Origin of the sequence: Solimonas sp. K1W22B-7, from assembly GCF_003428335.1 — a bacterium.
In the GTDB taxonomy this organism is placed as follows: Bacteria; Pseudomonadota; Gammaproteobacteria; order Nevskiales; family Nevskiaceae; genus Solimonas_A.
Genome location: NZ_CP031704.1, coordinates 1 through 23682, shown reverse-complemented (window position 1 = coordinate 23682; position 23682 = coordinate 1). Strand labels below are relative to the sequence as shown.

Annotated in this window: 17 protein-coding genes; 3 read left to right on the top strand and 14 right to left on the bottom strand. The window is 63.9% G+C overall.

Translation table 11 applies throughout. The annotated features are described in order from the left end of the window. Positions 1–71: 71 nt before the first annotated feature. On the top strand, positions 72–809 hold the full coding sequence (locus D0B54_RS00080) for a Crp/Fnr family transcriptional regulator (protein WP_117288177.1): 738 nt from the start codon (positions 72–74) through the stop codon (positions 807–809). Between the two features lie 104 nt (positions 810–913). Here D0B54_RS00080 and D0B54_RS00075 read toward each other — a convergent pair whose 3' ends face one another. From D0B54_RS00075 to D0B54_RS00040, 9 genes are all read right to left on the bottom strand, one after another. Beyond that, positions 914–3076 carry a UvrD-helicase domain-containing protein gene (locus D0B54_RS00075; RefSeq protein WP_117288176.1) on the bottom strand — a complete coding sequence of 721 codons (2163 nt, stop codon included), beginning with the start codon at positions 3074–3076 and terminating at the stop codon, positions 914–916. Positions 3077–3100: 24 nt separating this feature from the next. Then, positions 3101–3913 carry a hypothetical protein gene (locus tag D0B54_RS24040; RefSeq protein ID WP_162932084.1) on the bottom strand — a complete coding sequence of 271 codons (813 nt, stop codon included), beginning with the start codon at positions 3911–3913 and terminating at the stop codon, positions 3101–3103. Between the two features lie 113 nt (positions 3914–4026). Continuing rightward, positions 4027–4479 carry a hypothetical protein gene (locus D0B54_RS00070; protein ID WP_162932083.1) on the bottom strand — a complete coding sequence of 151 codons (453 nt, stop codon included), beginning with the start codon at positions 4477–4479 and terminating at the stop codon, positions 4027–4029. Between the two features lie 291 nt (positions 4480–4770). Then, entirely contained in the window at positions 4771–5679 is a 909-nt protein-coding gene (locus D0B54_RS00065) for a DMT family transporter (RefSeq protein ID WP_117288174.1), read from the bottom strand. A gap of 373 nt (positions 5680–6052) precedes the next feature. Next, positions 6053–7459 carry an FAD-dependent oxidoreductase gene (locus D0B54_RS00060; protein ID WP_117288173.1) on the bottom strand — a complete coding sequence of 469 codons (1407 nt, stop codon included), beginning with the start codon at positions 7457–7459 and terminating at the stop codon, positions 6053–6055. Positions 7460–7485: 26 nt separating this feature from the next. Beyond that, the gene (gene gltB, locus D0B54_RS00055) at positions 7486–11943 is read right to left on the bottom strand and encodes a glutamate synthase large subunit (RefSeq protein WP_117288172.1); all 4458 of its coding nucleotides are present in this window, start codon (positions 11941–11943) and stop codon (positions 7486–7488) included. Positions 11944–12193: 250 nt separating this feature from the next. Then, on the bottom strand, positions 12194–12832 hold the full coding sequence (locus tag D0B54_RS00050) for a hypothetical protein (protein ID WP_117288171.1): 639 nt from the start codon (positions 12830–12832) through the stop codon (positions 12194–12196). Then, complete coding sequence (locus D0B54_RS00045; RefSeq protein WP_117288170.1) at positions 12829–13836, bottom strand: 5'/3'-nucleotidase SurE; 1008 nt, start codon at positions 13834–13836, stop codon at positions 12829–12831. The genes D0B54_RS00050 and D0B54_RS00045 overlap by 4 nt, the downstream gene beginning before the upstream one ends. 475 nt (positions 13837–14311) lie before the next feature. Then, the gene (locus D0B54_RS00040; protein WP_117288169.1) at positions 14312–15454 is read right to left on the bottom strand and encodes a deoxyguanosinetriphosphate triphosphohydrolase; all 1143 of its coding nucleotides are present in this window, start codon (positions 15452–15454) and stop codon (positions 14312–14314) included. A gap of 117 nt (positions 15455–15571) precedes the next feature. Between D0B54_RS00040 and D0B54_RS00035 the strand changes: the two genes are divergently transcribed. Together D0B54_RS00035 and D0B54_RS00030 are read left to right on the top strand one after the other, a co-directional pair. Beyond that, complete coding sequence (locus tag D0B54_RS00035; protein ID WP_117288168.1) at positions 15572–15850, top strand: type II toxin-antitoxin system Phd/YefM family antitoxin; 279 nt, start codon at positions 15572–15574, stop codon at positions 15848–15850. Then, positions 15847–16170 carry a type II toxin-antitoxin system RelE/ParE family toxin gene (locus D0B54_RS00030; RefSeq protein WP_117288167.1) on the top strand — a complete coding sequence of 108 codons (324 nt, stop codon included), beginning with the start codon at positions 15847–15849 and terminating at the stop codon, positions 16168–16170. Before D0B54_RS00035 ends, D0B54_RS00030 begins: the two co-directional genes overlap by 4 nt. Positions 16171–16218: 48 nt before the next feature. On the opposite strand, the gene aroB is transcribed toward D0B54_RS00030, so the two are convergent. From aroB to dnaA, 5 genes are all read right to left on the bottom strand, one after another. Further along, positions 16219–17313 (bottom strand): 3-dehydroquinate synthase, encoded by a 1095-nt coding sequence (aroB, locus tag D0B54_RS00025; protein WP_117288166.1) that lies wholly within the window; start codon positions 17311–17313, stop codon positions 16219–16221. A 12-nt stretch (positions 17314–17325) separates the two neighbouring features. Continuing rightward, positions 17326–19803, bottom strand: a complete 2478-nt coding sequence (gyrB, locus tag D0B54_RS00020) for a DNA topoisomerase (ATP-hydrolyzing) subunit B (protein ID WP_117288165.1) — start codon at positions 19801–19803, stop codon at positions 17326–17328. A gap of 61 nt (positions 19804–19864) precedes the next feature. After that, positions 19865–20947, bottom strand: coding sequence for a DNA replication/repair protein RecF (gene recF, locus D0B54_RS00015; protein WP_117288164.1), 1083 nt, complete (start codon positions 20945–20947; stop codon positions 19865–19867). A gap of 5 nt (positions 20948–20952) precedes the next feature. Next, complete coding sequence (gene dnaN / locus D0B54_RS00010) at positions 20953–22053, bottom strand: DNA polymerase III subunit beta (protein ID WP_117288163.1); 1101 nt, start codon at positions 22051–22053, stop codon at positions 20953–20955. A 267-nt stretch (positions 22054–22320) separates the two neighbouring features. After that, entirely contained in the window at positions 22321–23682 is a 1362-nt protein-coding gene (gene dnaA, locus D0B54_RS00005) for a chromosomal replication initiator protein DnaA (RefSeq protein ID WP_117288162.1), read from the bottom strand.

Genomic DNA, 23682 nt, shown 5'->3' with positions numbered 1-23682 from the left:
ACTGGTCGCCGCACGACGACGGGGTCTATAGTGGGGAGGTGACTCAAGGTCCGCTGTCAAAAACTTTACATTTGTCAAAGACCCTGCGTCCCGGCGACCCGCGGCATCTGCTGCCCGCGCTGGGCATGGATGCGGTCGCCCTGGCGGAATGGATGCGCGACCTGCCGCCGGACCTCCTGCAGCGCTTCGCCGCGGCCACCGTTCCGCGCCCGTTCCGCGCGGGTGAAGTGCTGTTCCACAAGGGCGAGCGGGCCGACGGCCTCTACTTTGTCGAGAGCGGCGAGATCCGCTCCAGCACGGTCACCACCGACGGCCACGAATTCATCCTCTACCTGTTCGAGCCCGGCAGCTGCGTGGGGCTCAGTTCGGCACTGGACGGAGCACCGAGTTCCTCCACCTGCCGGGCCTTCTGTAACTCGCAGACGCGCCTGCTGCGGCGGGCCGACCTGGTCGCCATTCTTGGCGAGCACCCACACTACTACCGGCAGTTCACCGAGCTGCTGCTGCGCTGGGTAAGAGGCCTGCTGGGCCTGATCGAGGACCAGGCCGTGCTGAGCGTGCGGGCGCGCCTGGCCAAGCGGCTGCTGCAACTGGCCTACCTCTACGGCACCCTGGAAGAAGGCCGCATCGTCATTCCCGTGAAGCTGCCGCAGGAAGAGCTGGGCATGCTGCTGGGCGCGACCCGGCAGAGCATCCACCAGCAAGTGGCGGAGTTCCGCCGGCTGGGCTGGATCAGTGTGCACAACAGCATCTTCACGCTGCTGGATCCGGCGGCGCTGGCGGAGTGTATCGGGGGGCGGGGGACGTAGGCGGTTGCAGCTGGCCCTGCATGTTGCTCATGCGGAGCGGAGGGTAAATGGTGTCCCCTTATAGCCTAAGCCGTTCCCGGTCGCCCCTCCGCTCTTACTACTTTTTAATGCTTTTTAACGTCTCCCTTTTTTATTAACCCTTGACTGAGGGCAGATTCGATTGCTGGATGTAGTTTCCCGGCGACGACTAAGCTCAATCTCTTTGCCGCCCTACTGGAAGCAACATACACACCTGTCAGCTCTCGCAATCTTCCGAAAGTGCTGCTAGACGTGGTACCGCTTTGACTAATAACAACAACAGATGTGAACTGCGTGCCTCCAAGAAACTGCCACGGCCCAACCACAATGGAGCGGCGTGAATAGCTAAGCTTTTCAACGTCATCGAGACTATGGAGTATTGTGACTTTCAACCCCCTGTAGTTGAGGGCCCGCGCAACGGGCTCAGCCGCACCGTCCAGATCAATAATAGCCAGGCGGTCCTCTGCCGCTTGTGTAGCTTGCTCCTCCATCGCTATTGCAGAAACGCGTTGTGCAATACCTTCCAATGTAGTCTCTTGGAATAATTCTGGAGTTGCCCCCGAATTTATCGAAGTATCTCCTATGGCGATAGCCTGCGTGTTTAAAGGGAAACATCGATAAAGATGCGTAACAAAGCGGAGCACTCCCGCATCGAATCGATGCGCCTCGCGAAATTCGATGGGTGCCGCCAATTTCTTTTCGGGCAACCCTTTTCGCCATGCGGGAGAAATGGCGGAGAAGATTCCCTGGCTGGGATCTTCCGCGCTTACGAATGCCGCTTGTTGGGGCGAACGCGTTAGCAACGTAAGCGCAAACCTTTCCTGCGCATCAAAAAGCTGTAGCTCATCGACAACAATTACGTCATATCCCTCCGCTTCTCGCCTAACGGCCCACGAGAAGGTTTCAAGTATCCGTACCACGTCGCTTACGAGCTGATCTGTGGTGACGTAACCACCGTCTCGCAGCCTGTGTATAAATCGGCCATATGTGGCCAGTGCAAGGAGCCTATCGCCTCTTCGCCGGAAGGGTGGCATGTCGTCGGCTCGATCTTGCTTTAGATACTCATCAACCTTGCGCTGATCGCCAAGCGACACCGCATCGGCCGAAAGAACGCCGTTAATCTCCTGATATATGTCCTCAACAAGCTCCGCCCGCTCGATGGACGTACCGGCTGAGTCGAGAGCCTCCGCGATGTGCTTTGAAAGCCCCGCTGCCGTAAAAGATTTTCGGTCTGAGCTAGAAAAAGATTGAACTAGCTCTCCTATGATCTCGATTTGCCGCTTTCTACCATCGGTTGAGTCATCGCCAAGAATGCTCAGTGAGGAGGCCGCAGAACCTCCCAACGCGTCAATCAGTATTTGTAGAAGAGGAAATACCGTAATCTCAACGCGGGGCGTACCCCCGTTTAACGTGGTGAGCGTCTCATCAACGCGCTCTGCCATCGCCCAACTATGCGTTGTGAATAAAATTCGAATCGGCTTTTTCTCTTTCTCTGCACTTCGGCATTCGAAAATGGTTCTGAGACAAAGTGCTAGAGTTTTTCCAGTACCGGCATGACCGACGATCCGTATGCTAGATAGCGGCGGTATTTCGAGAACCTTTTGCTGACTAGCGGAAAGTCTATTGGTCCATTCTTCATACATGTAGGACTTCGATATGGCGCCGCCGCCAATTGCATCAAAGTCCACGCGACTAACCAACGATTCCAGAGTGGTATCCGTGCGCCGTGCGTTTCTCGCCGCTATCAGTGCAGTTTCCAATGCCTCCGCGAGATCAGGCGACGTACCGGGACGAAGAGTCTCAAGCACTATTGGCCCAGCTGCACTACTCAGCTGCGAAAAATTTACGCACTTCCTGTGATCATCGTAATCAGCAATCCACCTGTAGCTGCCCCATTCTTTCGGCACAGCAAAGAATGCAAAGCGATTTTGATGGTGATACTCCGACCAAGAGGTCGGGAGGCGTATAGGGAACTTGTAAGATGCCTTCAACACCCTGTGTATTCGGGCAAATACATCTCGAGCTGCCTTAGCCGGCAGGCGGTTTAGTTCATCTACGCTGATAACTGCATATCTTGGCTCGCGCGAATCCCGAGCCGTAGCAAAAGCCACCGCATCATGCGCCGCATCATCCATTCGCGTAATGCCGTAGTCGCCGCCCTCGGACAAGAATGGTTCGCGAAGTTGCACCTCGCCCTGTGACAGGGCCGCTTCAGCGGCTCCTTCCGTTATCACTAAGAATTTTGTCATATGAAGTCTCGGTAACTGCAGGCGCTACACGCCTTCCGGAGTGTATTGATGTGATAACTGCTGTCCATAGGAGACTATGTCTGTCTTCACTGTGGCTTCATCTTCGTCTGGCAGGCCTATGTCGGAAAATACTTGAGCCAACTTCTGGGTCAGCTTGTACCTCCAGATTGGCCCCAGTCTGGCTACTCTTTGTGCCATCCCGTCCGTGTACTCACTCGCTTTAAGCGCGACTTGAATATCTTCAACCTCTCGTAACACACGAAGCCAAGCCACCCTTGCTTCAAACGGTAGAAGTGAAATCAGAGGTAGGACTAGTACATCCCCCGGCGGCTGTTGAAGCGCAGTTTGAATCTTGTTGAGTAACACACTATTCGGCTTTGCCTCGAGTTGTTTATATGCCATAGCCAAACACTCGAGGGGGGGTATCGTAGATTCATGCCGCCGCGCCTGTCGAACCAACTTAGCAAGCGTGTCTATTTCTGCGTCATCTCTCCATTCATCCGGAATTTTCTCGGAGGAGAGGTGAATCTCAAGAATGTCCTTTGAAATTTCCTCCCCGCCAAATTTCTTTCTGAGTTGCTTCTTAAGCTTTTCGAAAAGCTTATCCGTACAGCGTTCAAGTAACTTTGGCGCCATGAGCTCTTCAACGCAGTTTTGCATTGAAATAAGAGGGACCACTGATACCTTGCCCCAGTGTTTTCCTCGTGCCAAATCGCAGTCGGCCGTCACTACAACACCGGCGGCTTCAAAGCAGTTCGCCGCCTTGGGCCAATGCAGTATGTCGCCCTGCTGAAGGGCACTCCCGGCTGCTGGTTCTTCGTAGCATGGGGTAGACACGATAGCTCCCTAGATTTTCCAAACAACGAAACAACGCAAGCAAGAGGGACGAAACAAAACAAAGGGGACAGATTTTCGGCGCAGCGTAAAACAAATGTATCCAGCTTCTCGCTTCACGCCTTCTCCGGAATGACCGAAATCGTCAGGTCGTGCCCACCGGAGTTCGCTTCCTTGACCAGTTCCGCAATGGGTCCAAGGTCTTCGTACCACGCCAGAACCCCGAAGGTGTTGACCAGCGAATCGGGCGCCATCGACGGCGAGACCAGCCGCTTGATGAATCGCTTGATGCCGACGCTGCTGACCTTCCCGCTCTTGAGCGGCACGAACCAATCCGCGGACTGCGTGGTGTAGCTCTTTCCAAGGGCGCTGTTTTCGATCCTGAAGCGCCCATGGAGAAAATCCTTCTTCTTGAGTTGCGAGACGAATTTCTTGCCGGGCTTCTTCGACAAGCCGAAGGAGTCGATCCGTTCTGCATCATCGTGATCCGTGAACATGGCAATGCGGTCGCCCTTGTAGGTCTCCAGGAACTCCCGCATCTGTTCAAGCGCAAGGGTGCGCAGGCCCACGGCTGTCAGTCCGTCGTAGAGCCAGCCGAAGGAGTAGCTGTCGGCATCCCAGTCTCGCCATGGCGGTGCTTGATGGCAAGGTTGTCATCGCCTACCCAGCCGTATCCGTTCTGAAAGGGGGCGCTTACATTTGCCTTTACGGCGATGACGATCAGCTGGACGGACACCACTCTTCTCCCGTGTTTTGCGCCTCGTGTCTTTTAGACTAGAGACTTCACTCGCATATCGTCTACCTGAACCGGGTGTCAGGTAGTGAGATATGGCGTCGCGAGGCGCTCGTCATCCTCAGGCCTACTTCGCCCACGCCGAAGTCCGCGTCACCGCGCCGATCAGCGCGCCCGCCGTCACCAGCGTGATGCCAACGCCCAACAACGGCGTCAACGCCTCCCCCAGCACTGGCCACGCCAGTAATGCCGATATCGCCGGCACCGTCGCCATGACTGCAGCGAGCCTCGTCGGCCCCAGCTCCGCCACCGCCCGCGTGTACAGCACCATCGCGATGATCACCACCAGCACGCCCTGGTAGCCGGCCTGCAGGGCGATCTCCTGCCAGGGTGCTACATCGATGTGCTTGGGCAGGGCCAGGAAATACACCGGCAGGAACAGCGCCGCCGATGTCACCGACACGCCCGCAGCCGCGTCCCAGGGCCTGATCTGCCAGCGGCGGACCAGGATGGTGAAGACGCACCAGCTGGTGCTTGCGCTCACGAATAGCAGGTCACCGATCCAGCTGCGTCCCTCGACCCCGTGACCGAAGGTCTGCAGCGCCATGCAGGCGATGCCGGCGGCGGTGACGAGCAGGGCGATCTGCTTCTGCGTGCCGGGGCGCTCGCCCAGGAACAGCCAGGCGAGGACGGCGGTGAGGAAGGGCATGGTGCCGCTGAGCAGGATGGAGCCGTGCGCGGCGGGGGCGAAGTAGAAGCCGCTGTAGCAGAGCAGCGCGTAGCCGAGGCCGCCGGTGAGGACGCAGGCGGCGAGGCGGCGCGGGTTGCGCAGGGAGCCGAGACCCTTGATCAGCAGCAACGGCAGCAGGATGACGGCGGCCACGCCGAAGCGCAGGGCGGTGACGTCGAAGGCGGTGAGCGCGCCCTTGCCGGCCATGCGCGAGACCAGGACGAAGCCGGTCCAGATGGCGACGGTGAGGGCGGCGAAGAGGTAGCCGCGGCGGAGGTTTTCGGGTGCTGTTGTTGTGGTGTTCATGTGCTGTGTAACTGTTATACGCCCGAGCTGGGTTGGGCCCCTCGATACGCGGCGCTTCGCGGCGCTACTCGGGGTGAACGGGTTGGAGGTGCGTCTTGCTTGCAACTAATGCAACGCCTGGTTCTCTACTTTCTGTCCCCTCTCACACTTGTGGGAGAGGGTGCCCCGTCAGGGGCGGGAGAGGGTTTCTGGAACTCGGGGAATGGATAGCCAGACCACCATTTACAGAAACCCTCTCCCGGCCCTTCGAGCCACCCTCTCCCGCAAGCGGGAGAGGGGACAGCTACTGCGGCTGAATAATCTTCAGGCAAAAAAAATCCGGGGTCGCTTGCGCTGACCCCGGATTGGCTCTTTCAGCCTTGTCGCTGCGGGATCAGACGCCCAGGTAGTCGAGAATGCCCTCGGCAGCCTGGCGGCCTTCGTAGACGGCGGTGACGACGAGGTCGGAACCACGCACCATGTCGCCGCCGGCGAAGACTTTCGGGTTGGCGGTCTGGAAGCGCTTCTTCTCGGTGGTGTCGACGCGGCCGTCGTCCAGCAGCTTGATGCTGTGGTCGGCGAACCAGTCGGCCGGGCTCGGGCGGAAGCCGAAGGCGATCACGACGCGGTCGGCCGGGATGATCTGCTCGGAGCCGGGCACCACCTCGGGCTTGCGGCGGCCGCGTGCGTCGGGCGCGCCGAGACGGGTCTCGACCACCTTCACGCCTTCCACCTTGTCCTTGCCCACGATCTCCACCGGCGAGCGGTTGAAGACGAACTTCACGCCTTCTTCCTTGGCGTTGCTGACTTCGCGCTTGGAGCCGGGCATGTTGGCTTCGTCACGGCGGTAGATGCAGCTGACGCTGGTGGCCTGCTGGCGCACGGAGGTGCGCACGCAGTCCATCGCGGTGTCGCCGCCGCCGAGCACGACGACCTTCTGGCCCGCCATGTCGACGAAGTCGGCGGCGTTCTTTTCCCAGTTCATGACGCGGTTGATGTTGCTCACCAGGAAGGGCAGGGCTTCGTGCACGCCCGGCAGGTCTTCACCGGGGAACTCGCCCTTCATGTAGGTGTAGGTGCCCATGCCGAGGAACACGGCGTCGTATTCGTCGAGCAGCGCCTTGAACTGGATGTCCTTGCCGATCTCGGTGTTCAGGCGGAACTCGATGCCCATGCCCTCGAACACTTCGCGGCGGCGCAGCATCACTTCCTTTTCCAGCTTGAAGGGAGGGATGCCGTAGGTCAGCAGGCCGCCGATCTCGTTGTACTTGTCGAACACCACGGCCTTCACGCCGTTGCGCGTGAGGATGTCGGCGGCACCGAGGCCCGCGGGGCCGGCACCGACGATGGCGACGCGCTTGCCGGTGGGCACCACGCCGGACATGTCCGGGCGCCAGCCCTGCTTGAAGGCTTCATCGGAGATGTACTTCTCGATGCTGCCGATGGTCACGGCGCCGAAGCCGTCGTTGAGCGTGCAGGCGCCTTCGCAGAGGCGGTCCTGCGGGCAGACGCGGCCGCAGACTTCCGGCAGCGAGTTGGTCTTGTGCGACAGTTCGGCCGCCATGAACAGGTTGCCTTCCTGCACCAGCTTCAGCCAGTTGGGGATGAAGTTGTGGACCGGACACTTCCACTCGCAGTAGGGGTTGCCGCATTCCAGGCAGCGGCCCGACTGCGTCGCAGCCTGCTCCACCGGGAACTGGCCGTAGATCTCGCGCCAGTCGTGCAGGCGCACTTCCGCAGGCACCTTCTTCGGGTCCTGGCGCCCGATCTCGATGAACTGCATGACATTCTTCTTTGCCATCTTTGTTTCCCTGGGTCGCGGGGCGGTTAAGCCGCGGCCTTGATTGCAACGAGCAGCGAGCCGATGTCGGCCGCCTTCGGCTTGACCAGCCAGAACTTGCCGACGAAATCGCGCCAGTCGTCGAGGATCTGCTGACCCCAGGCCGAGCCGGTGGCGGTGACGTGCTCCTGGATCAGCGCGCGCAGGTAGTGCTGGTGCGCTTCCATGTGCTCGGCCACGATGCGGGTGGTGTCGATCAGCTCGTGGTTGTAGCGGTCCACGAAGCTGCGCGACTCGTCCAGCACGTAGGCGAAGCCACCGGTCATGCCGGCGCCGAAGTTCACGCCGCACTCGCCGAGGATCACCGCGGCGCCGCCGGTCATGTATTCGCAGCCATGGTCGCCGCAGCCTTCCACCACGGTGAGCGCGCCGGAGTTGCGCACGCCGAAACGCTCGCCCGCGGTACCCGCAGCAAACAGCGAGCCACCGGTGGCGCCATACAGGCAGGTGTTGCCGATGATGGCGGTCTCGTTGCTCTTGAAGCGGCTGCCGCGCGGCGGCTTGATCACGATGCGGCCGCCGGCCATGCCCTTGCCGACGTAGTCGTTGGCGTCGCCTTCCAGCTCCAGGTGCAGGCCGCCGGCGTTCCACACGCCGAAGGACTGGCCGGCGGTGCCGGTCAGGCGCAGGGTGATGGGCGCGTCGGACATGCCGAGGTTGCCGTGGCGCTTGGCGATCTCGCCGGACAGGCGCGCGCCGATCGAGCGGTGCACGTTCTTCACGCTGTAGTCGTAGCTGCCGCCGGTCTTGCTCTCGATGGCGGACAGCGTGTCCTTGACCATCTGCTCGGCCAGCTCGCCGCGGTCATGCGGCGGGTTGCCGGAGACGCAGCTGTGGCCCGACTGGTGAACCATGCCGGCCGACGACAGCAGCGGCGACAGGTCGAGGTTGTTCTGCTTGTCGGTCTCGCCGGGCGAGATCTCCATCAGGTCGGTGCGGCCGATCAGCTCCACCAGCGAGCGCACGCCGATGGCGGCGAGCCACTCGCGGGTTTCCTCGGCGACGAAGCGGAAATAGTTCATCACCATTTCCGGCAGGCCGATGAAGTGCGACAGGCGCAGCACCTTGTCCTGCGTGGCAACGCCGGTGGCGCAGTTGTTGAGGTGGCAGATGCGCAGGTACTTGCAGCCCAGCGCCACCATCGGCGCGGTGCCGAAGCCGAAGCTTTCCGCGCCCAGCACCGCGGCCTTGACCACGTCGAGGCCGGTCTTGAGGCCGCCGTCGGTCTGCACGCGGACCTTCTCGCGCAGGCCGTTCATGCGCAGGGTCTGGTGGGTCTCGGACAGGCCGAGTTCCCAGGGCGTGCCCGCGTACTTCACCGAGGTGATCGGCGAGGCGCCGGTGCCGCCGTCGTAGCCGGAGATGGTGATCAGGTCGGCATAGGCCTTGGCCACGCCGGCCGCGATGGTGCCCACGCCGGGGCCGGACACCAGCTTCACCGACACCAGCGCCGCCGGGTTGACCTGCTTGAGGTCAAAGATCAGCTGCGCGAGATCTTCGATGGAGTAGATGTCGTGATGCGGCGGCGGCGAGATCAGCGCGACGCCGGGCTTGGCGTAGCGCAGGCCGGCGATCATGTCGTTGACCTTGTCGCCGGGCAGCTGGCCGCCTTCGCCGGGCTTGGCGCCCTGCGCCACCTTGATCTGCAGCACCTCGGCGCTGGACAGGTACGCCGGAGTCACGCCGAAGCGGCCGGAGGCCACCTGCTTGATCTTGGAGTTCTTCTCGGTGCCGTAGCGCTTGGGGTCTTCGCCGCCTTCACCGGAGTTGGAGCGGCCGCCCAGGCGGTTCATCGCCGTGGCCAGCGCTTCATGCGCCTCGGGCGACAGCGCGCCCAGCGACATGCCGGCGGAGTCGAAGCGCTTGAGGATCGACTCGACCGGTTCCACTTCGCTGATGTCGATCGGCTGGATGCTGCCGCGGAACTTGATCAGGTCGCGGAACATCGCCACGGGGCGGTGGTTCACCAGCTCCGCGTATTCCTTGTACTTGCCGTAGTCGCCGGACTGCACGGCCGCGTGCAGGGTGTTGATGATGTCCGGGTTGTAGGCGTGGTACTCGCCGTTGTGCACGTACTTGAGCAGGCCGCCCTGGTCGAGCTGCTTGCGCGGGTTCCAGGCCAGCGCCGCCAGCACGGCCTGCTCGGCCTGCAGGTCGGCGAAGCGCGCGCCCTGGATGCGGTTGACGGTGCCTTCGAAGCACAGCTCCACCACTTCGTCGTGCAGGCCGACGGTCTCGAACAGCTGCGCACCGCGATAGCTGGCGATGGTGCTGATGCCCATCTTCGAGATGATCTTGTACAGGCCCTTGTTGATGCCCTTGCGATAGGCCTGCGCCAGGTACGGCAGCTCCTTGCCCTTGATCTCGCCGCGCTCGGCCATGTCGTAGAGGCTGGCGTAGGCGAGGTAGGGGTAGATCACCGAGGCGCCGTAGCCGATCAGGCAGGCGAACTGGTGCGGGTCACGCGCGGTGGCGGTTTCCACCACGATGTTGCAGTCCGAGCGCGAGCCTTCCAGCGTCAGGCGGTGATGCACCGCGCCGGTGGCGAGCAGCGCATGCACGGGCAGCTTGCCCTTGGCGATGGCGCGGTCGGACAGCACGAGGATGACCTTGCCGCTGGCCACCGCCTCCACCGCCTGGTCGCAGATGCGGCGCACCGCGTCCTCGAGGCCCAGCGAGGGGTGGTAGTTCAGGTCGATGACGACGTGCGGGTAGCCCTGGTCGTTGAGCGACAGCAGCTTGCGGAACTTGGTCTCGCTCAGCACCGGCGAGTCCACCAGCAGGCGCTGCGCGCGCTCGGCGGTCTCGGCAAACATGCTGTGCTCGGCGCCCAGCGAGCATTCCAGCGACATCACGATCTGCTCGCGCAGCGGATCGATCGGCGGGTTGGTCACCTGCGCGAACTGCTGGCGGAAGTAGTCGTACAGCGAGCGTTCCTTCTGCGACAGCACCGCGAACGGGGTGTCGTCGCCCATGGAGCCCACGGTCTCCTGGCCGCTCTCGGCCAGCACGCGCAGCACCTGGTCGCGCTCTTCATAGGAGAGGCCGAACAGCTTCTGGTAGATGTTGACCTCGCCGGCAGGCAGCTTCTCGAGCTTGCCGGCGTCGTCGATCAGCACTGCTTCCAGGCGCTTGATGCCCTGCTTGAGCCACTGCTTGTACGGACGGCGTCCGGCCAGCATGCGGTCGATGTCGGCGGGGCGCATCAGCGCGCCGCTCTCGGTGTCCACGGCCAGGATCTGGCCGGGGCGCAGGCGGCCCTTCTCCAGCACGCTCTCCGGGGCGTAGTCGTACACGCCGATCTCGGAGGCGATGGTCAGCACGCGGTTGCGGGTGATGACGTAGCGGGTGGGGCGCAGGCCGTTGCGGTCGGTGGCGCAGGCGGCGTAGCGGCCGTCGGTCAGCACGATGCCGGCCGGGCCGTCCCAGGGCTCCATCTGCAGCGAGTTGTATTCGTAGAACGCGCGCTGGTCGGCGTCGAGGTTCTCGACGTTCTGCCAGGCGGGCGGGATCAGTGCGCGCATCGCCTGGAACAGGTCCATGCCGCCGGCCAGCAGCACTTCCAGCATGTTGTCGAGCGACTGCGAGTCGGAGCCGTCCATCGTCACCAGCGGTGCGATCTCGGGGATGTCCGGCAGGTTGGCGCACTGGTACTTCTTGGCGCGCGCCGTCGCCCACTTGCGGTTGCCGGCGACGGTGTTGATCTCGCCGTTGTGCGCCAGGAAGCGGAACGGCTGCGCCAGCCGCCACTTGGGCATGGTGTTGGTGGAGAAGCGCTGGTGGAACACGCAGAGCGAGCTCTCCAGGTCCTCGTCGCTGAGGTCCACGTAGAAGACCGGCAGGTACGAGGGCATGACCAGGCCCTTGAACACCAGCACGCGCGAGGACAGCGAGGTGATGTAGAACTCGCCGTCGCCGTCGGCGTCGATCGCCTTCTCGGCGCGGCGGCGCGCCTTGAACAGCGAGAGGTCGAAGTTGGCGGTGTCCTTGCCGGCGGTGATGAACACCTGCTCCACCAGGGGCAGGGTGCGCAGCGCTTCGGCGCCGCAGGCTTCCGGGTTGACCGGCACCTTGCGCCAGCCGGCCAGCACCAGGCCGTTGGCCGCACAGGCCTCGGCCATCAGCTCGCGGGCGCGGGCGGCCCTGGATTCCTGGGTGGACAGGAAGACGTTGCCGGCGGCGTAGGGCGCGCGGGCGTCGAGCTTGATGCCGGCTTCCTTGGCCTTCATGCGCAGGAAGCGGTCCGGCTTCTTCATCAGCAGGCCGCAGCCGTCGCCGGTCTTGCCGTCGGCGGCAATGGCGCCGCGGTGGGTCATGCGGGCAAGGGCGCCAATGGCCGTCTCAACCACCCAATGGGAAGGCTGATCGTCCATCTGCACAATAAGCCCGAAGCCGCAGCTGTCGCGCTCGAATTCGGGGCGATAAAGCCCTTGCTGGGTTGTCATGACCGTTTTACCTTGCTTTCAGATTTACAGCGGCGACACTCCCCTCTGGCCTGCGGTTTTTGGCGCGGCCTGCGGACACGTTCGGGTGCCAGTCGGGGGGCGAATCGCTGCGGTGCAACATTCCATTATAAGAATGCAGCGCAGAGCGTCAATCAAAACCGATTTGGCCCCTCCTTATTACAGCAAAGAGCTTGCCGGTTCATTAAAAAAGCCCGGCGAAGCCGGGCTCAAGAAGCAAAATCAGCGGGTTTTAACGCGCGAAAGCGTAGAAATCGATGATTTTGCCGGCGTCATGTAAAACGACCCGAAATCGGGCGTTTTTGGCGTCCGGATCGGCGAAGGCCAGTCCCCGATAACTTCCCGCCAGGGCCGCGCAGCCAGCGACACTTGCCTGTACAGGAAATGCACCGGCGTAGGCCTTGCCCGGGTCCAGCCGCCCGGACAAGGTGCACTCGCCGCTGGCGGCCGAGAGGGCACCATCGGCCGCCACGGTGAAGCGGGCAGGGGCGCCGCCGAGCAGGGCGTCGTAACTGCCGGCCAGCACCGGTGCCGCGGCGGCCGCCTGCGGCTCGTCCAGGGCCGCCGCCAGGGTCTGGGGCGCGGTGGCCGCCGGCACCCGACGCCAGGCCTTGCCGCGGCCGGCGCGGGTGAACACCACCGTGCTGGGCGCATCGGACTGCGGCGCCAGCTGCACGAAGCCGCGGCCGTCGTCGGCCATGAAGCCCCAGCCGGACACGCCGGCCGCATCGCCGGTCAGGCGCAGGGCATGCGCCCCTGGACTCATCGCCGGCAGTTCCACTTTGGGGCCGTTGTCGGCCGGGCCCTTGTCGTCGTCACAGCCCGCCAGCGCCAGCGCCGCCAGCAGGCCCAAGGCCAGGCGCCGCCTCATGGCGCCGCGCCCAGCAGGCCACGCAGCTGGATCTTCACGCGCTCTTCATTGCTGCGGCGGCCCTGCGGCACGCCCTCGACCACGGTCACCGGGATCGCATGCGTTTCCATCACGTTGTACTCGGACAGCGCGTCGTTGTCGGTGGCGATGGTGACGCCGGCCGGCGGCGCGATGCTGGCATTGGCAAACGAGATGCCCGGCAACGGCACGCCGGCGCCGAAGCCCACGGCCAGCGGGCTGTCCGACAGCTTCTCGAAGAACACCGGCTGGTACTCGGTGGCCAGGCCCATGCGCGCGAAGCGGAAGGGCAGGGCCGCGGCCTGGCCGGCGGTCACCTTGGGAATGTTGATGTTGATGCCCACGCCCGGCGGCAGCAGCTTCTGGCCCGCCACGCGGTTCTCTTCCAGCTTGCCGATCAGTTTCACGATCACGTCGGCGATCTCGTACTCCAGCGCGCCGGCGGCCAGCGCCGTGTGCGCCCGCGCCTCGGTGCCCTCGTAGCTGGCCGCGATCGCGGGTACGCCGCGGTTGATCGCGTAGAGCAGGTTGTTGACCGTGCCGGAAGAGTTGTTGATCAGCCCGGTGTTGTTGCCCTCGTTGAAACCGGACACCACCAGGTCGGGCTGCGCATTCCAGCGCTTCACCGCCTGCACGTCGAGGCCATAGAGCATCGACATCACCGGCGTGCCGTCGACGTAGAACACGTCCGCGTCGCCCGGATCCTTGCCCACGCCGGGCGAGCCCGCCGCGACGCTGCCATGGCGGCTGGCCTTGGCCATCGGCGTCACCGGCACCAGGAAGTTCATCGACCCGCCCTTGCCGCTGTTGTTCTGCGTGGGCGCCGACAGGATCACGTCATGCCCCGCCGCCTTCAGCCGCTGGTACAGCGCACGGACATTGGCCGTTTCAAAGCCGTCATCGTTGGACAACACGATGTTCAGGGCCTGCGCCGGCGCTGCCAGCGCCGTCAGTCCCAGCATCAACAGCAGGTGTGCCGCTTTCATTTTGTCTCTCTCCCTCGCATGCGCGATTTGCGCCCTGGGAGCGTAGGGAGGGGGTGGCGGCGGCCGACAACCCCAAACGGATAACTGCAAACGGACTATACCTGACCGGGCGGTCAGTTAATTATCGCGCAAATTCATAGGCTTGGAATTTTGCGAACGTTTGGCCGATGTAGGAGCGAGCTTGCTCGCGACCCGCTGGGGGGTCGCCCGCCCGGACAGGTCGCGAGCAAGCTCGCTCCTACCTGGCAAGGGCGGCGATCAATCCACGTGGAACAGCGGGCGGCGCGCCCCTCGATACACCGTCGCCCGGTCATCCCGAGTGACCCGCCCTGGCGGGTTGTATCGAGGGACGCGGCACTCGGGAGGAACGGATCGGTGGATGCGTAGGATGCTGGTGAGCGTAGCGAACCGCATCGGTCGCGTTGCTTGCACATTGATGCGGTTCGCTGCGCTCACCACATCTACGGAAAGATCGCTACCTCAACCGCCGCGGATCGAACAGCCGCTCGTGCTCATCCAGCGCATAGCGATCCGTCATGCCCGCGATGTAATCCGCCACCACGCGCGCGCGGCCGGCTTCGTCTTCGGCGAGCTTGGCCTCGTCGTAGAAATCCGGCGGCAGCAAACGGACATCGCCGTGCAGCGTCTCGAACAGCTCGCGCACCACGCGTTGCGCCTTCACCGTCATGCGGTAGACGCGATGATGGCGGTACAGGTTCTCGAACAGGAACTTCTTCAGCGCGCGCGATTCTTCCGCCACGTCTTCGCTGTAAGCCATCAGCGGCTTCGGCGCGGCGCGCACTTCGTCGATGTGCTTCAACTTCGCCGCGGCAAGATTGGCGCGCGAGGTTTCGGTGAGGTCCACCACCAGCGTGTTGATGATGCGGCGGATGGTTTCGTGCCGTGCCTGCTTGATGCTGAGCGCACCGTGCGCGCTCAGCGCAGCGTCGTGATGCCGTCGGAACAAAGGCACCTCGCGCATCTGGTCCACGCTGAGCAGTTCGGCGCGCAGGCCGTCGTCGATGTCGTGGTTGTTGTACGCGATCTCGTCGGCGAGATTCGCCAGTTGCGCTTCCAGTCCCGGCTGCTGGCGCTTGATGAAGCGCTCGCCGATCTCGCCGAGCTTGCGCGCGTTCTTCACCGAGCAATGCTTGAGGATGCCCTCGCGTGTTTCGTAGCAGAGGTTGAGTCCGCGGAAGCTCGCGTACTTGTCTTCCAGGTGATCGACCACGCGCAGCGACTGCAGGTTGTGCTCGAAGCCACCGTAAGGCTGCATGCAGCCGTTGAGCGCATCCTGGCCGGCATGACCGAAGGGCGTGTGGCCGAGGTCGTGCGCCAGCGAGATCGCTTCGGAGAGATCAACGTTGAGCTGCAGGTTGCGCGCGATCGTGCGCGCCAGCTGCGCCACTTCCAGCGAGTGCGTCAGCCGCGTGCGGAAGTGATCGCCTTCATGGTTGATGAAGACCTGCGTCTTGTACTCGAGCCGGCGGAACGCAGCGGAGTGGATGATGCGATCGCGATCGCGCTGGAACTCGCCGCGATTGCCCGGCGGCGGTTCACCATGGAGGCGTCCGCGCGAGTGCGCTTCACTGGCAGCGTAGGGGGCGAGGTCGCTCATAGGTCCGCAAAGTGTAATGACTTTACGCTCCCCGGGGTGGAGCCTCGGGGTTCCGACATGGCTCAAGAACATGACCTATAATCGGACCGAATTCAGGTCATGCCCGCGGAGACCGTCATGAAGCTATCCACCAGCATCAAACCCATCAGCTATCTAAAGGCCCACGCCTCGGAGATCGTGCGCGATCTTGGGAGGAGTGGCCCTGCGATGGTGATCACACAGAACGGCGAGGCGAAAGCTGTCCTCCAGGACATCCATAGCTACGAGCAGACGCAGGAGACGCTGGCGCTGTTGAAGATTCTTGCACTGGGGCAGCAGCAAATCGCAGAGGGCAAAGTTGTTCCGCTCGATGAAGCCATTGATCGCATCAAGGCCTCACGCCGAGGCAGCAAGTGAAATTCAGTGTCGCTGTCACGCAGGATGCCTTGCGTGACCTCGACGAGCTCCATGCGTACATCGCCGGGCAGGATGGCCTGGCTCGCGCGGACAAGGTCCTGGATGGCGTCCACGCAGCGCTAGCAAAGCTCAGGGATCTTCCGAATCGCGGCGAGTACCCGCCAGAATTAGCGGCTCTTGGAATCCGGGATTTTCGCCAAGCCCATTTCAAGCCCTACCGGATGATCTATGTCGTGCGCGAGCACAGCGTCGTCATTCTGGCCGTGATCGATGGGCGCCGCGACATGCAGACTCTGCTGCAGCGTCGATTGCTAGGCTAAAGGGCGGGCGCGACACGAAGCGCGGCGGATTCGCGCCAACGTGGAACATCACGCTGCCGTGAAATGCTCCAGCGTCGCGCGCAGCGCGGCGGGATCGAAGTCGCCGCTGACCACGGCCAGGCCGAGGCCGCGCATCAGCACCAGGCGCAGCTTGCCGGCGGCGACTTTCTTGTCGTGGCCCATCAGTTCCAGGAACTGGTCCGGCGTCATGCCGGCGGGCGGCTTCACCGGCAGGCCGGCGCGTGCCACCAGCTTGCTGCAGCGCTCGGCGTCCTTGGCGCTCATCCAGCCCAGGCGCGCGGAGAGATCGGCGGCCATCACCAGGCCGGTCGCCACCGCTTCACCGTGCAGCCACTGCGTGTAGCCGGTGTAGGTCTCGATGGCGTGGCCGAAGGTATGGCCCAGGTTCAGCAGCGCGCGCGGGCCGGCGCCGCCGGCCAGCGATTCGCGCTCGTCCTGCGCGACGATGCGCGCCTTGAGCTCGCAGCTGCGGTAGATCGCCTTGGTCAGCGCGTCGGTATCCAGCAGCAGCAGGTCGTCGAGGCGCTGTTCCAGCCACTTGAAGAAGTCGCTGTCGGCGAGCATGCCGTACTTGATGATCTCGGCGACGCCGGCCAGCAGTTCACGCTGCGGCAGCGAGCGCAGCGCGGCGGTGTCGGCCAGCACCAGGCGCGGCTGGTGGAAGGCGCCGATCATGTTCTTGCCGCGCGGGTGGTTGACGCCGGTCTTGCCGCCGACCGAGGAATCCACCTGCGCCAGCAGCGTCGTCGGGAGCTGGATGAAGTCGATGCCGCGCTGGTAGATCGCGGCGGCAAAGCCGGCCATGTCGCCGATCACGCCGCCGCCCAGGGCCAGCAGCAGACCGTCGCGGTTGAGGCGCGAGGCCAGCATCCAGTCGAGGATCTTCTCGGCCGTGGCCCAGCTCTTGTGCTCCTCGCCCGCAGGCAGGATCAGAGCGTCTTCTTCCTTTAAATTCAATGCCTTAAGCACATGCGCCAGGTACAGCGGCGCGACGTTGCCGTCGGTCACCAGCTTGAGCCGGCGACCCTCGACCTCGGCGTACTGCCGGGCGTCGGCGAGCAGGCCGGCACCGATGCGGATCGGGTAGCTGCGATCCGCCAGCTCGACGTTCAGCGACTTCATGCAGTCTCGGCCTTAGAGGTCCAGGTTGCTGACGAGCAGCGCGTTCTTCTCGATGAAGTCGCGGCGCGGTTCCACCTGCTCGCCCATCAGCATGGTGAAGATCTGGTCGGCGGCGACGGCGTCCTCGATGGCGACGCGCACGAGGCGGCGGTTGGCCTTGTTCAGCGTGGTCTCCCACAGCTGTTCGGGGTTCATCTCGCCCAGGCCCTTGTAGCGCTGGATGCCCAGGCCGCGACGCGCCTCGGACAGCAGCCAGTCATGGATCTCGTCGATGCTGTGCACCACGGCCGTGGCGCGATCGCCGCGGCGGATGGTGGCGCCTTCGCCGATCAGGCTGGCGGTGGTCTCGCGCAGCGTCGCCATGCGGCGGTAGTCCAGGCCGTTGAAGAACTCGTGGCCGAAGTTGAAGATCTGCGTGGCGCCATGGGCGCGGCGCGAGACCTGCAGCAGCGGACCTTCTGCACCCATGCGGGCTTCCACCGTGAACTGGCCGTCAAGGCTGCCGACGTTGAGCTCGGAGTAGAAGCGCTCGGCCCAGCCCGGCAGGCCGGCTTCATCGGGCAGCGGCGCGAGGCGGCACAGCGCCTGCAGCACGCGCTCGTCGTAGCGGCGGCCCAGGCGGTCGAGGCTGGCCTGCACGGCGGCATAGTCGCGCACCAGGCGCTCCAGCTCGGCCGTCTCCAGGGGAGCCTGGCCGCCTCCCGGGATCAGGTGGGCGTCGTTGAGCGCGGTGGCGATCAGCCAGTCGTGCAGGGCGTGGTCGTCCTTCACATAGGTTTCGTGCTTGCCCGACTTCACCTTGTACAGCGGCGGCTGCGCGATATAGATGTGGCCGCGCTCCACCAGCGTGAACATGTGGCGGTAGAAGAAGGTCAGCAGCAGCGTGCGGATGTGCGAGCCGTCGACGTCCGCGTCGGTCATGATGATGATGCGGTGGTAGCGCAGCTTCTCGGGCTTGAACTCGTCCTTGCCGATGCCGCAGCCCAGCGCCGTGATCAGCGTGGCGACTTCCTGCGAGGACAGCATCTTCTCCAGGCGCGCGCGCTCGACATTGAGGATCTTGCCCTTCAGCGGCAGGATCGCCTGGAACTGGCGGTCGCGGCCCTGCTTGGCGGAGCCGCCTGCGGAGTCACCCTCGACCAGGAACAGTTCGGACTTGGTCGGGTCCTTCTCCTGGCAGTCGGCCAGCTTGCCGGGCAGGCCCATGCCGTCGAGCACGCCCTTGCGGCGGGTCATGTCGCGGGCCTTGCGGGCCGCCTCGCGGGCGCGGGCGGCCTCGACGATCTTGGCGGTGATCATCTTGGCTTCGCCGGGATTCTCCAGCAGGAAGTTGGCGAGCTTCTCGGCCACCACTTCTTCCACCGCCGGGCGCGCTTCGGAGGAGACCAGTTTCATCTTGGTCTGCGAGGCGAACTTCGGATCCGGCATCTTCACCGACAGCACGCAGGCCAGGCCTTCGCGCATGTCGTCACCGGAGATGTCGACCTTCTCCTTCTTGGCGACGCCGGTTTCCTCGATGTGCTTGTTGATCACGCGGGTCATCGCGGCGCGCAGGCCGGTGAGGTGCGTGCCGCCGTCGGACTGCGGGATGTTGTTGGTGTAGCACAGCACCTGTTCCTGGTAGCTGTCGTTCCACTGCATCGCCACTTCCACGATGATCTCGACCGGGCCGCCAGTATTGGCGGAGACCATGGAGGCCCCGCTGGCGTAGAACACCTTCTGATGCAGCGCGGTCTTGGCGCGGTTGATGTATTCGACGAAGCCCTTCACGCCGCCGGAGAACGCGAAGTTCTCCTCCTGGCCGCTGCGTTCGTCGTGCAGGCGGATCTTCACGCCGTTGTTGAGGAAGGACAGTTCGCGCAGGCGCTTGGCCAGGATGTCGTAGTGCCATTCCACCTTGCCGAAGATTTCCTCGTCGGCCAGGAACTTCACCTCGGTGCCGCGGCCCTCGGCCGGACCCAGGACCTTCAGCGGCGAAACTTCCACGCCGTTCTGGATCTCGAGCAGGCGGTTCTGCGCCGCGCCGCGGTGGAACTCCAGGAAGTGCTTCTGGCCGTCACGGCGGATGGTCAGCTCCAGCTTGCTCGACAGGGCGTTGACGCAGGACACGCCCACGCCGTGCAGGCCGCCGGAGACCTTGTAGCTGTTCTGGTTGAACTTGCCGCCGGCGTGCAGCACGCACATCACGATCTCGGCGGCGGTGCGCTTGGGCTCGTGCTTGTCGTCGAACTTGATGCCCACCGGGATGCCGCGGCCGTTGTCGGACACGGTGATGGAGTTGTCCGTGTGGATGCGGATGACGATGTCATCGCAGTGCCCGGCGAGGGCTTCATCCACAGAGTTATCCACCACCTCGAACACCATGTGATGCAGGCCGGTGCCGTCCGAGGTGTCGCCGATGTACATGCCCGGGCGCTTGCGGACAGCCTCCAGGCCTTCGAGCTGCTGGATGCTGGATTCGTCGTATTCGTTGTTCGGCGGAACAGTCATGGAATCGGCCTGGTTGAAGCGGTCATTTTAGCATTTTCAGGGGGTTCGGCCCTTTGGAGCATCACCCTGAAACGGGATGGAGGCGGCCCTGTTCCACGTGGAACACCGCCGCATCGGGCAGTTTTTCGAGAACCCCGCTGGGGGCAAAGCTGGTGATGAAGAGCTGCCCGGGGTACTCCAGCAGGCTGCCCAGCAGGCGCTGCTGGTACTCCTCGCCCAGCTCGGACGCAAAATCATCCACAAGCAGGATCGGGGCGGTTCCGGTGGTCCGGTAGATCAGCTCGCACTGGCTCAGCAGCAGGGCCGCGATCAGCTGTTTTTGCTGCCCGCGGCTGACCAGGGTCTTGGTCTGGCGGTCGTGCAGGTGCAGGCGCAGCTCGGCCCGCTGCGGTCCGCCCTGGGTCATGCCCTGCTGGCGGTCCCGCGCCAGGTGGGCGTCCAGGGACTCCTTCAGCCCCTGCCCGGCGGCCCAGCCGGCCTGCAGGTCCATGGACCACTGGTCCGTGCCCAGCAACTGCTTCACCCGGGAGTCCATATAAGGACGGATCGCCTCGAGCTGCGCCTTGCGGTAGCGCTGGATCTCCTCGCCGGCCGTGGCCAGTTCCAGGGTCCAGGGTTCCAGCTCGCGGTCGGGTGCCCGCTGCCTCAGGGCCAGGTTGCGCTGCCTCAGGGCCCGGCTGAAGCGCCGCCAGGTGACATGAAAGCCCTGTTCCACGTGGAACACACCCCAGTCCAGGAATCCGCGCCGATAGCTGGGGCCGTCCTGCAATAACTTATGCAAGCCTGGTTCAAGGATTTGCACAGGATATTCACGGAGTAATTCAAGCCGGGTGGCCGCCTGCCCTTCCCGCTTCTGCGCCAGCTCGCCCTGGGTCCAGCCGGCATCGACCACTTCCAGGGGGCCGTCGTCCTGCTGCTGGTAGCGCCCCCGCAGGCGCCAGTGCTTGCCGGCAGCCCCGGCGCAGTCCTGCAGGCTGCTGCCGCGGAAGGACTTGCCCCGGGCCAGCACATAGACCAGCTCCAGCAGCGTGGTCTTGCCCTCGGCGTTGTCCCCATAAACGAAATTGAGCCTGCGGTGGGGCCGCAGGCTCAGTTTCTCGAACACCCTGAAGTTTTCCGCCCCGATCCGGGCGAGGTGAAGCATGCCGCTTACAGGCGCATCGGCATCACGACGTACTTGCTGGAGGCATCGTCCGCCGCGTGGATCAGGCCGCTGGAATCCGAGTTCTTCAGCTCCATCACGAACTGCTCGCCGCTCAGGGCGCCCAGGGCGTCGAGCAGGTAGTTGACGTTGAAGCCGATCTCCAGGGCCGAACCCTGGTAGCTGACTTCCAGGTCCTCTTCGGCCTCTTCGTGCTCCGGGTTGTGCGTGTTCAGGACCAGCTTGCTGCCGTCCAGGTTGAGGCGCACGCCGCGGAACTTCTCGTTGGACAGGATCGCGGTGCGGGCCAGGGCGCGCTTCACCAGCTCGCGGTCGGCCTGCAGCTTCTTGTCGCCGGAATCCGGGATCACACGCTCGTAGTCCGGGAAGCGGCCATCGATCAGCTTGGAGGTCATGCGCACCACGTCGACGTCGACCTGGATCTGGCCGGCGGCGATCTTGAGCGTGACGTTCTCCTCGCTGGGGTCCAGCAGGCGGGTCAGCTCCATCACGGCCTTGCGCGGCACGATGACCTGCAGGTTTTCCTTGAAGCCGGTGTCCAGGGTCGCCTCGCTCATCGCCAGGCGGTGGCCGTCGGTGGCCACGCAGCGCACGCGCTTGGGGGTGACTTCCAGCAGCAGGCCGTTGAGGTAGTAGCGGACGTCCTGCTGCGCCATGGCGAACTGGGTGCGCTCGATCAGCGTGCGCATGGCGCGGCGCGAGATCGTCAGCTCACGGCCTTCGGCCAGTCGGCCCATGGCCGGGAACTCGTCGGCCTTGAGGCAGGACAGCGAGTAGCGGCTGCGGCCGGACTTGAGCGTGGCCTTGTCGCCGGCGACGTCCAGCGAGATCTCCGCGCCCTCGGGCAGGCCGCGGCAGATGTCGAACAGCTTGCGGGCCGGCAGCGTGGCGCGGCCGGGGGCGAGGTTCTGCACGCGGGCGCGGGCTTCGAGCTCGATCTCCAGGTCGGTACCGGTGACGATCAGCTCGTCTTCCCGGGTCTCCATCAGGAAGTTGGAGAGCACCGGGAGCGTCTGCCGACGTTCGACCACACCGATCACCGCAGAGAGCGCTGCGAGCAGCTCGTTTCTCCCCACTTGGAGTTTCATGACATCACCTTATTAATATGTAGATTGATTAATGATGTAAAAATAACAACAACAAGGACCGCGTGCTGCTGGTGATAACTTTCGATTAATGCTTACACATCAATCGTTTGAATAGTACTTTCAGCCTTGGGCAACCCTACTGGCCCAACCCCTGGACAACTGTGGATAAACATTGAGCTTAATTTATCCACAGCTTCTTGCAAGCCTTGTCCATAAGCTTGCTATGCACTCGATCCACAGCTTGTTAGCGCGGCGCTCCGGCGGGCTTCAGAAGCCCAGCTGGCGCTGCAGGTTTTCGTAATCCTCGCGGATCTTCAGGTCTTGTTCGCGCAGCTCGGCCACCTTGCGGCAGGCGTGCAGCACGGTGGTGTGGTCCTTGCCGAAGGACTCGCCGATCTCCGGCAGGCTGTGCTGGGTCAGTTCCTTGGCCAGGGCCATCGCGATCTGGCGCGGCCTTGCCAGCGTGCGCGTGCGGCGCGGCGAGGACAGGTCGGAGACGCGGATGTTGTAGTAGTCCGCCACCTTGCGCTTGATGTTCTCGATGGTCACCTGGCGCTCGTAGGCGGCCAGCATGTCCTTGAGCGTGGTGCGGGCAAACTCGATGGTCAGCGGCTCGCCGCGGAAGCGGGCGCTGGCGGCCAGGCGGTGCAGCGCGCCTTCCAGGTCGCGCACGCTGGAGCGCACGCGCTGGGCGACGAACATCGCCACGTCGTCCGGCAGCTTCATGTCGTGGCTGGCTTCGGCCTTGCTCTGCAGGATCGCGATGCGGGTTTCCAGGTCGGGCGTTTCCACCGCCACCGACAGGCCCCAGGTGAAGCGCGACTTGAGGCGCTCGTCGATGCCGTCGACGTCCTTGGGATAGCGGTCGCAGGTCAGCACGATCTGCTTGCGGCTGTCGATCAGGGAGTTGAAGGCATGGAAGAACTCTTCCTGCGTCTTCTCCTTGTAGGCGAAGAACTGGATGTCGTCGATCAGCAGCGCGTCGACCGAGCGGTAGTAGGACTTGATGTCGTCCCAGCGGCCGTGGCGCACGCCGGTGACGTACTGGCTCATCCACTGCTCGGCGAACAGGTAGGCGACGCGTGCCTGCGGGTTGCGCCGCTGGATCTCGTTGCCGATCGAATGCATCAGGTGGGTCTTGCCCAGCCCGGTCGGTCCGTAGATCAGCAGCGGGTTGTAGGCCCCGCCCGGCGACTCGCCGACGTACTGGGCCGCGGCCCGGGCCTGCGAGTTGGACTTGCCTTCGATGAAATTGGAGAAGGTGAAGCGCGAGTCCAGCTTCGGCGCGTTGGCCACCGGCGAATCGTCCGGGGCAGCCGACAGCACCGGCTCGGGGCCGGCGGCGGGGGTGCTGGGCGGGGCGGCCGGGGCGCGAACCTCGGCGCTGCCCACCGCCAGCTCGACCTCGGGCAGGGTTTCGCCGGAACTGGCGCGCACGGCGCGGCGGATGGTGCCCAGGAAATCCTGGCGCACGCGATCCAGGACGATGCGGTTGGGCGCCAGCAGCAGCAACCGCTCGCGCGAGGCGATGGGGTGCAGCGGCCGGATCCAGGTCGCGATATCCTTGTCGGGCAGTTCGGCCTCAAGCCAGCGCACGCACTGCGTCCACAGTTCTTCCGAAGAATGCAT

What these genes read in the sequence shown, in the direction of transcription:
- D0B54_RS00065 (WP_117288174.1), bottom strand. Translation starts at nt 5,679, where the DNA reads ATGAACACCACAACAACAGCACCCGAAAACCTCCGCCGCGGCTACCTC.
- dnaN (WP_117288163.1), bottom strand. Translation starts at nt 22,053, where the DNA reads ATGAAACTCCAAGTGGGGAGAAACGAGCTGCTCGCAGCGCTCTCTGCG.
- D0B54_RS00060 (WP_117288173.1), bottom strand. Translation starts at nt 7,459, where the DNA reads ATGGCAAAGAAGAATGTCATGCAGTTCATCGAGATCGGGCGCCAGGAC.
- D0B54_RS00035 (WP_117288168.1), top strand. Translation starts at nt 15,572, where the DNA reads ATGAAGCTATCCACCAGCATCAAACCCATCAGCTATCTAAAGGCCCAC.
- gyrB (WP_117288165.1), bottom strand. Translation starts at nt 19,803, where the DNA reads ATGACTGTTCCGCCGAACAACGAATACGACGAATCCAGCATCCAGCAG.
- gltB (WP_117288172.1), bottom strand. Translation starts at nt 11,943, where the DNA reads ATGACAACCCAGCAAGGGCTTTATCGCCCCGAATTCGAGCGCGACAGC.
- dnaA (WP_117288162.1), bottom strand. Translation starts at nt 23,682, where the DNA reads ATGCATTCTTCGGAAGAACTGTGGACGCAGTGCGTGCGCTGGCTTGAG.
- D0B54_RS00050 (WP_117288171.1), bottom strand. Translation starts at nt 12,832, where the DNA reads ATGAGGCGGCGCCTGGCCTTGGGCCTGCTGGCGGCGCTGGCGCTGGCG.
- D0B54_RS00045 (WP_117288170.1), bottom strand. Translation starts at nt 13,836, where the DNA reads ATGAAAGCGGCACACCTGCTGTTGATGCTGGGACTGACGGCGCTGGCA.
- D0B54_RS00040 (WP_117288169.1), bottom strand. Translation starts at nt 15,454, where the DNA reads ATGAGCGACCTCGCCCCCTACGCTGCCAGTGAAGCGCACTCGCGCGGA.
- recF (WP_117288164.1), bottom strand. Translation starts at nt 20,947, where the DNA reads ATGCTTCACCTCGCCCGGATCGGGGCGGAAAACTTCAGGGTGTTCGAG.
- aroB (WP_117288166.1), bottom strand. Translation starts at nt 17,313, where the DNA reads ATGAAGTCGCTGAACGTCGAGCTGGCGGATCGCAGCTACCCGATCCGC.
- D0B54_RS00075 (WP_117288176.1), bottom strand. Translation starts at nt 3,076, where the DNA reads ATGACAAAATTCTTAGTGATAACGGAAGGAGCCGCTGAAGCGGCCCTG.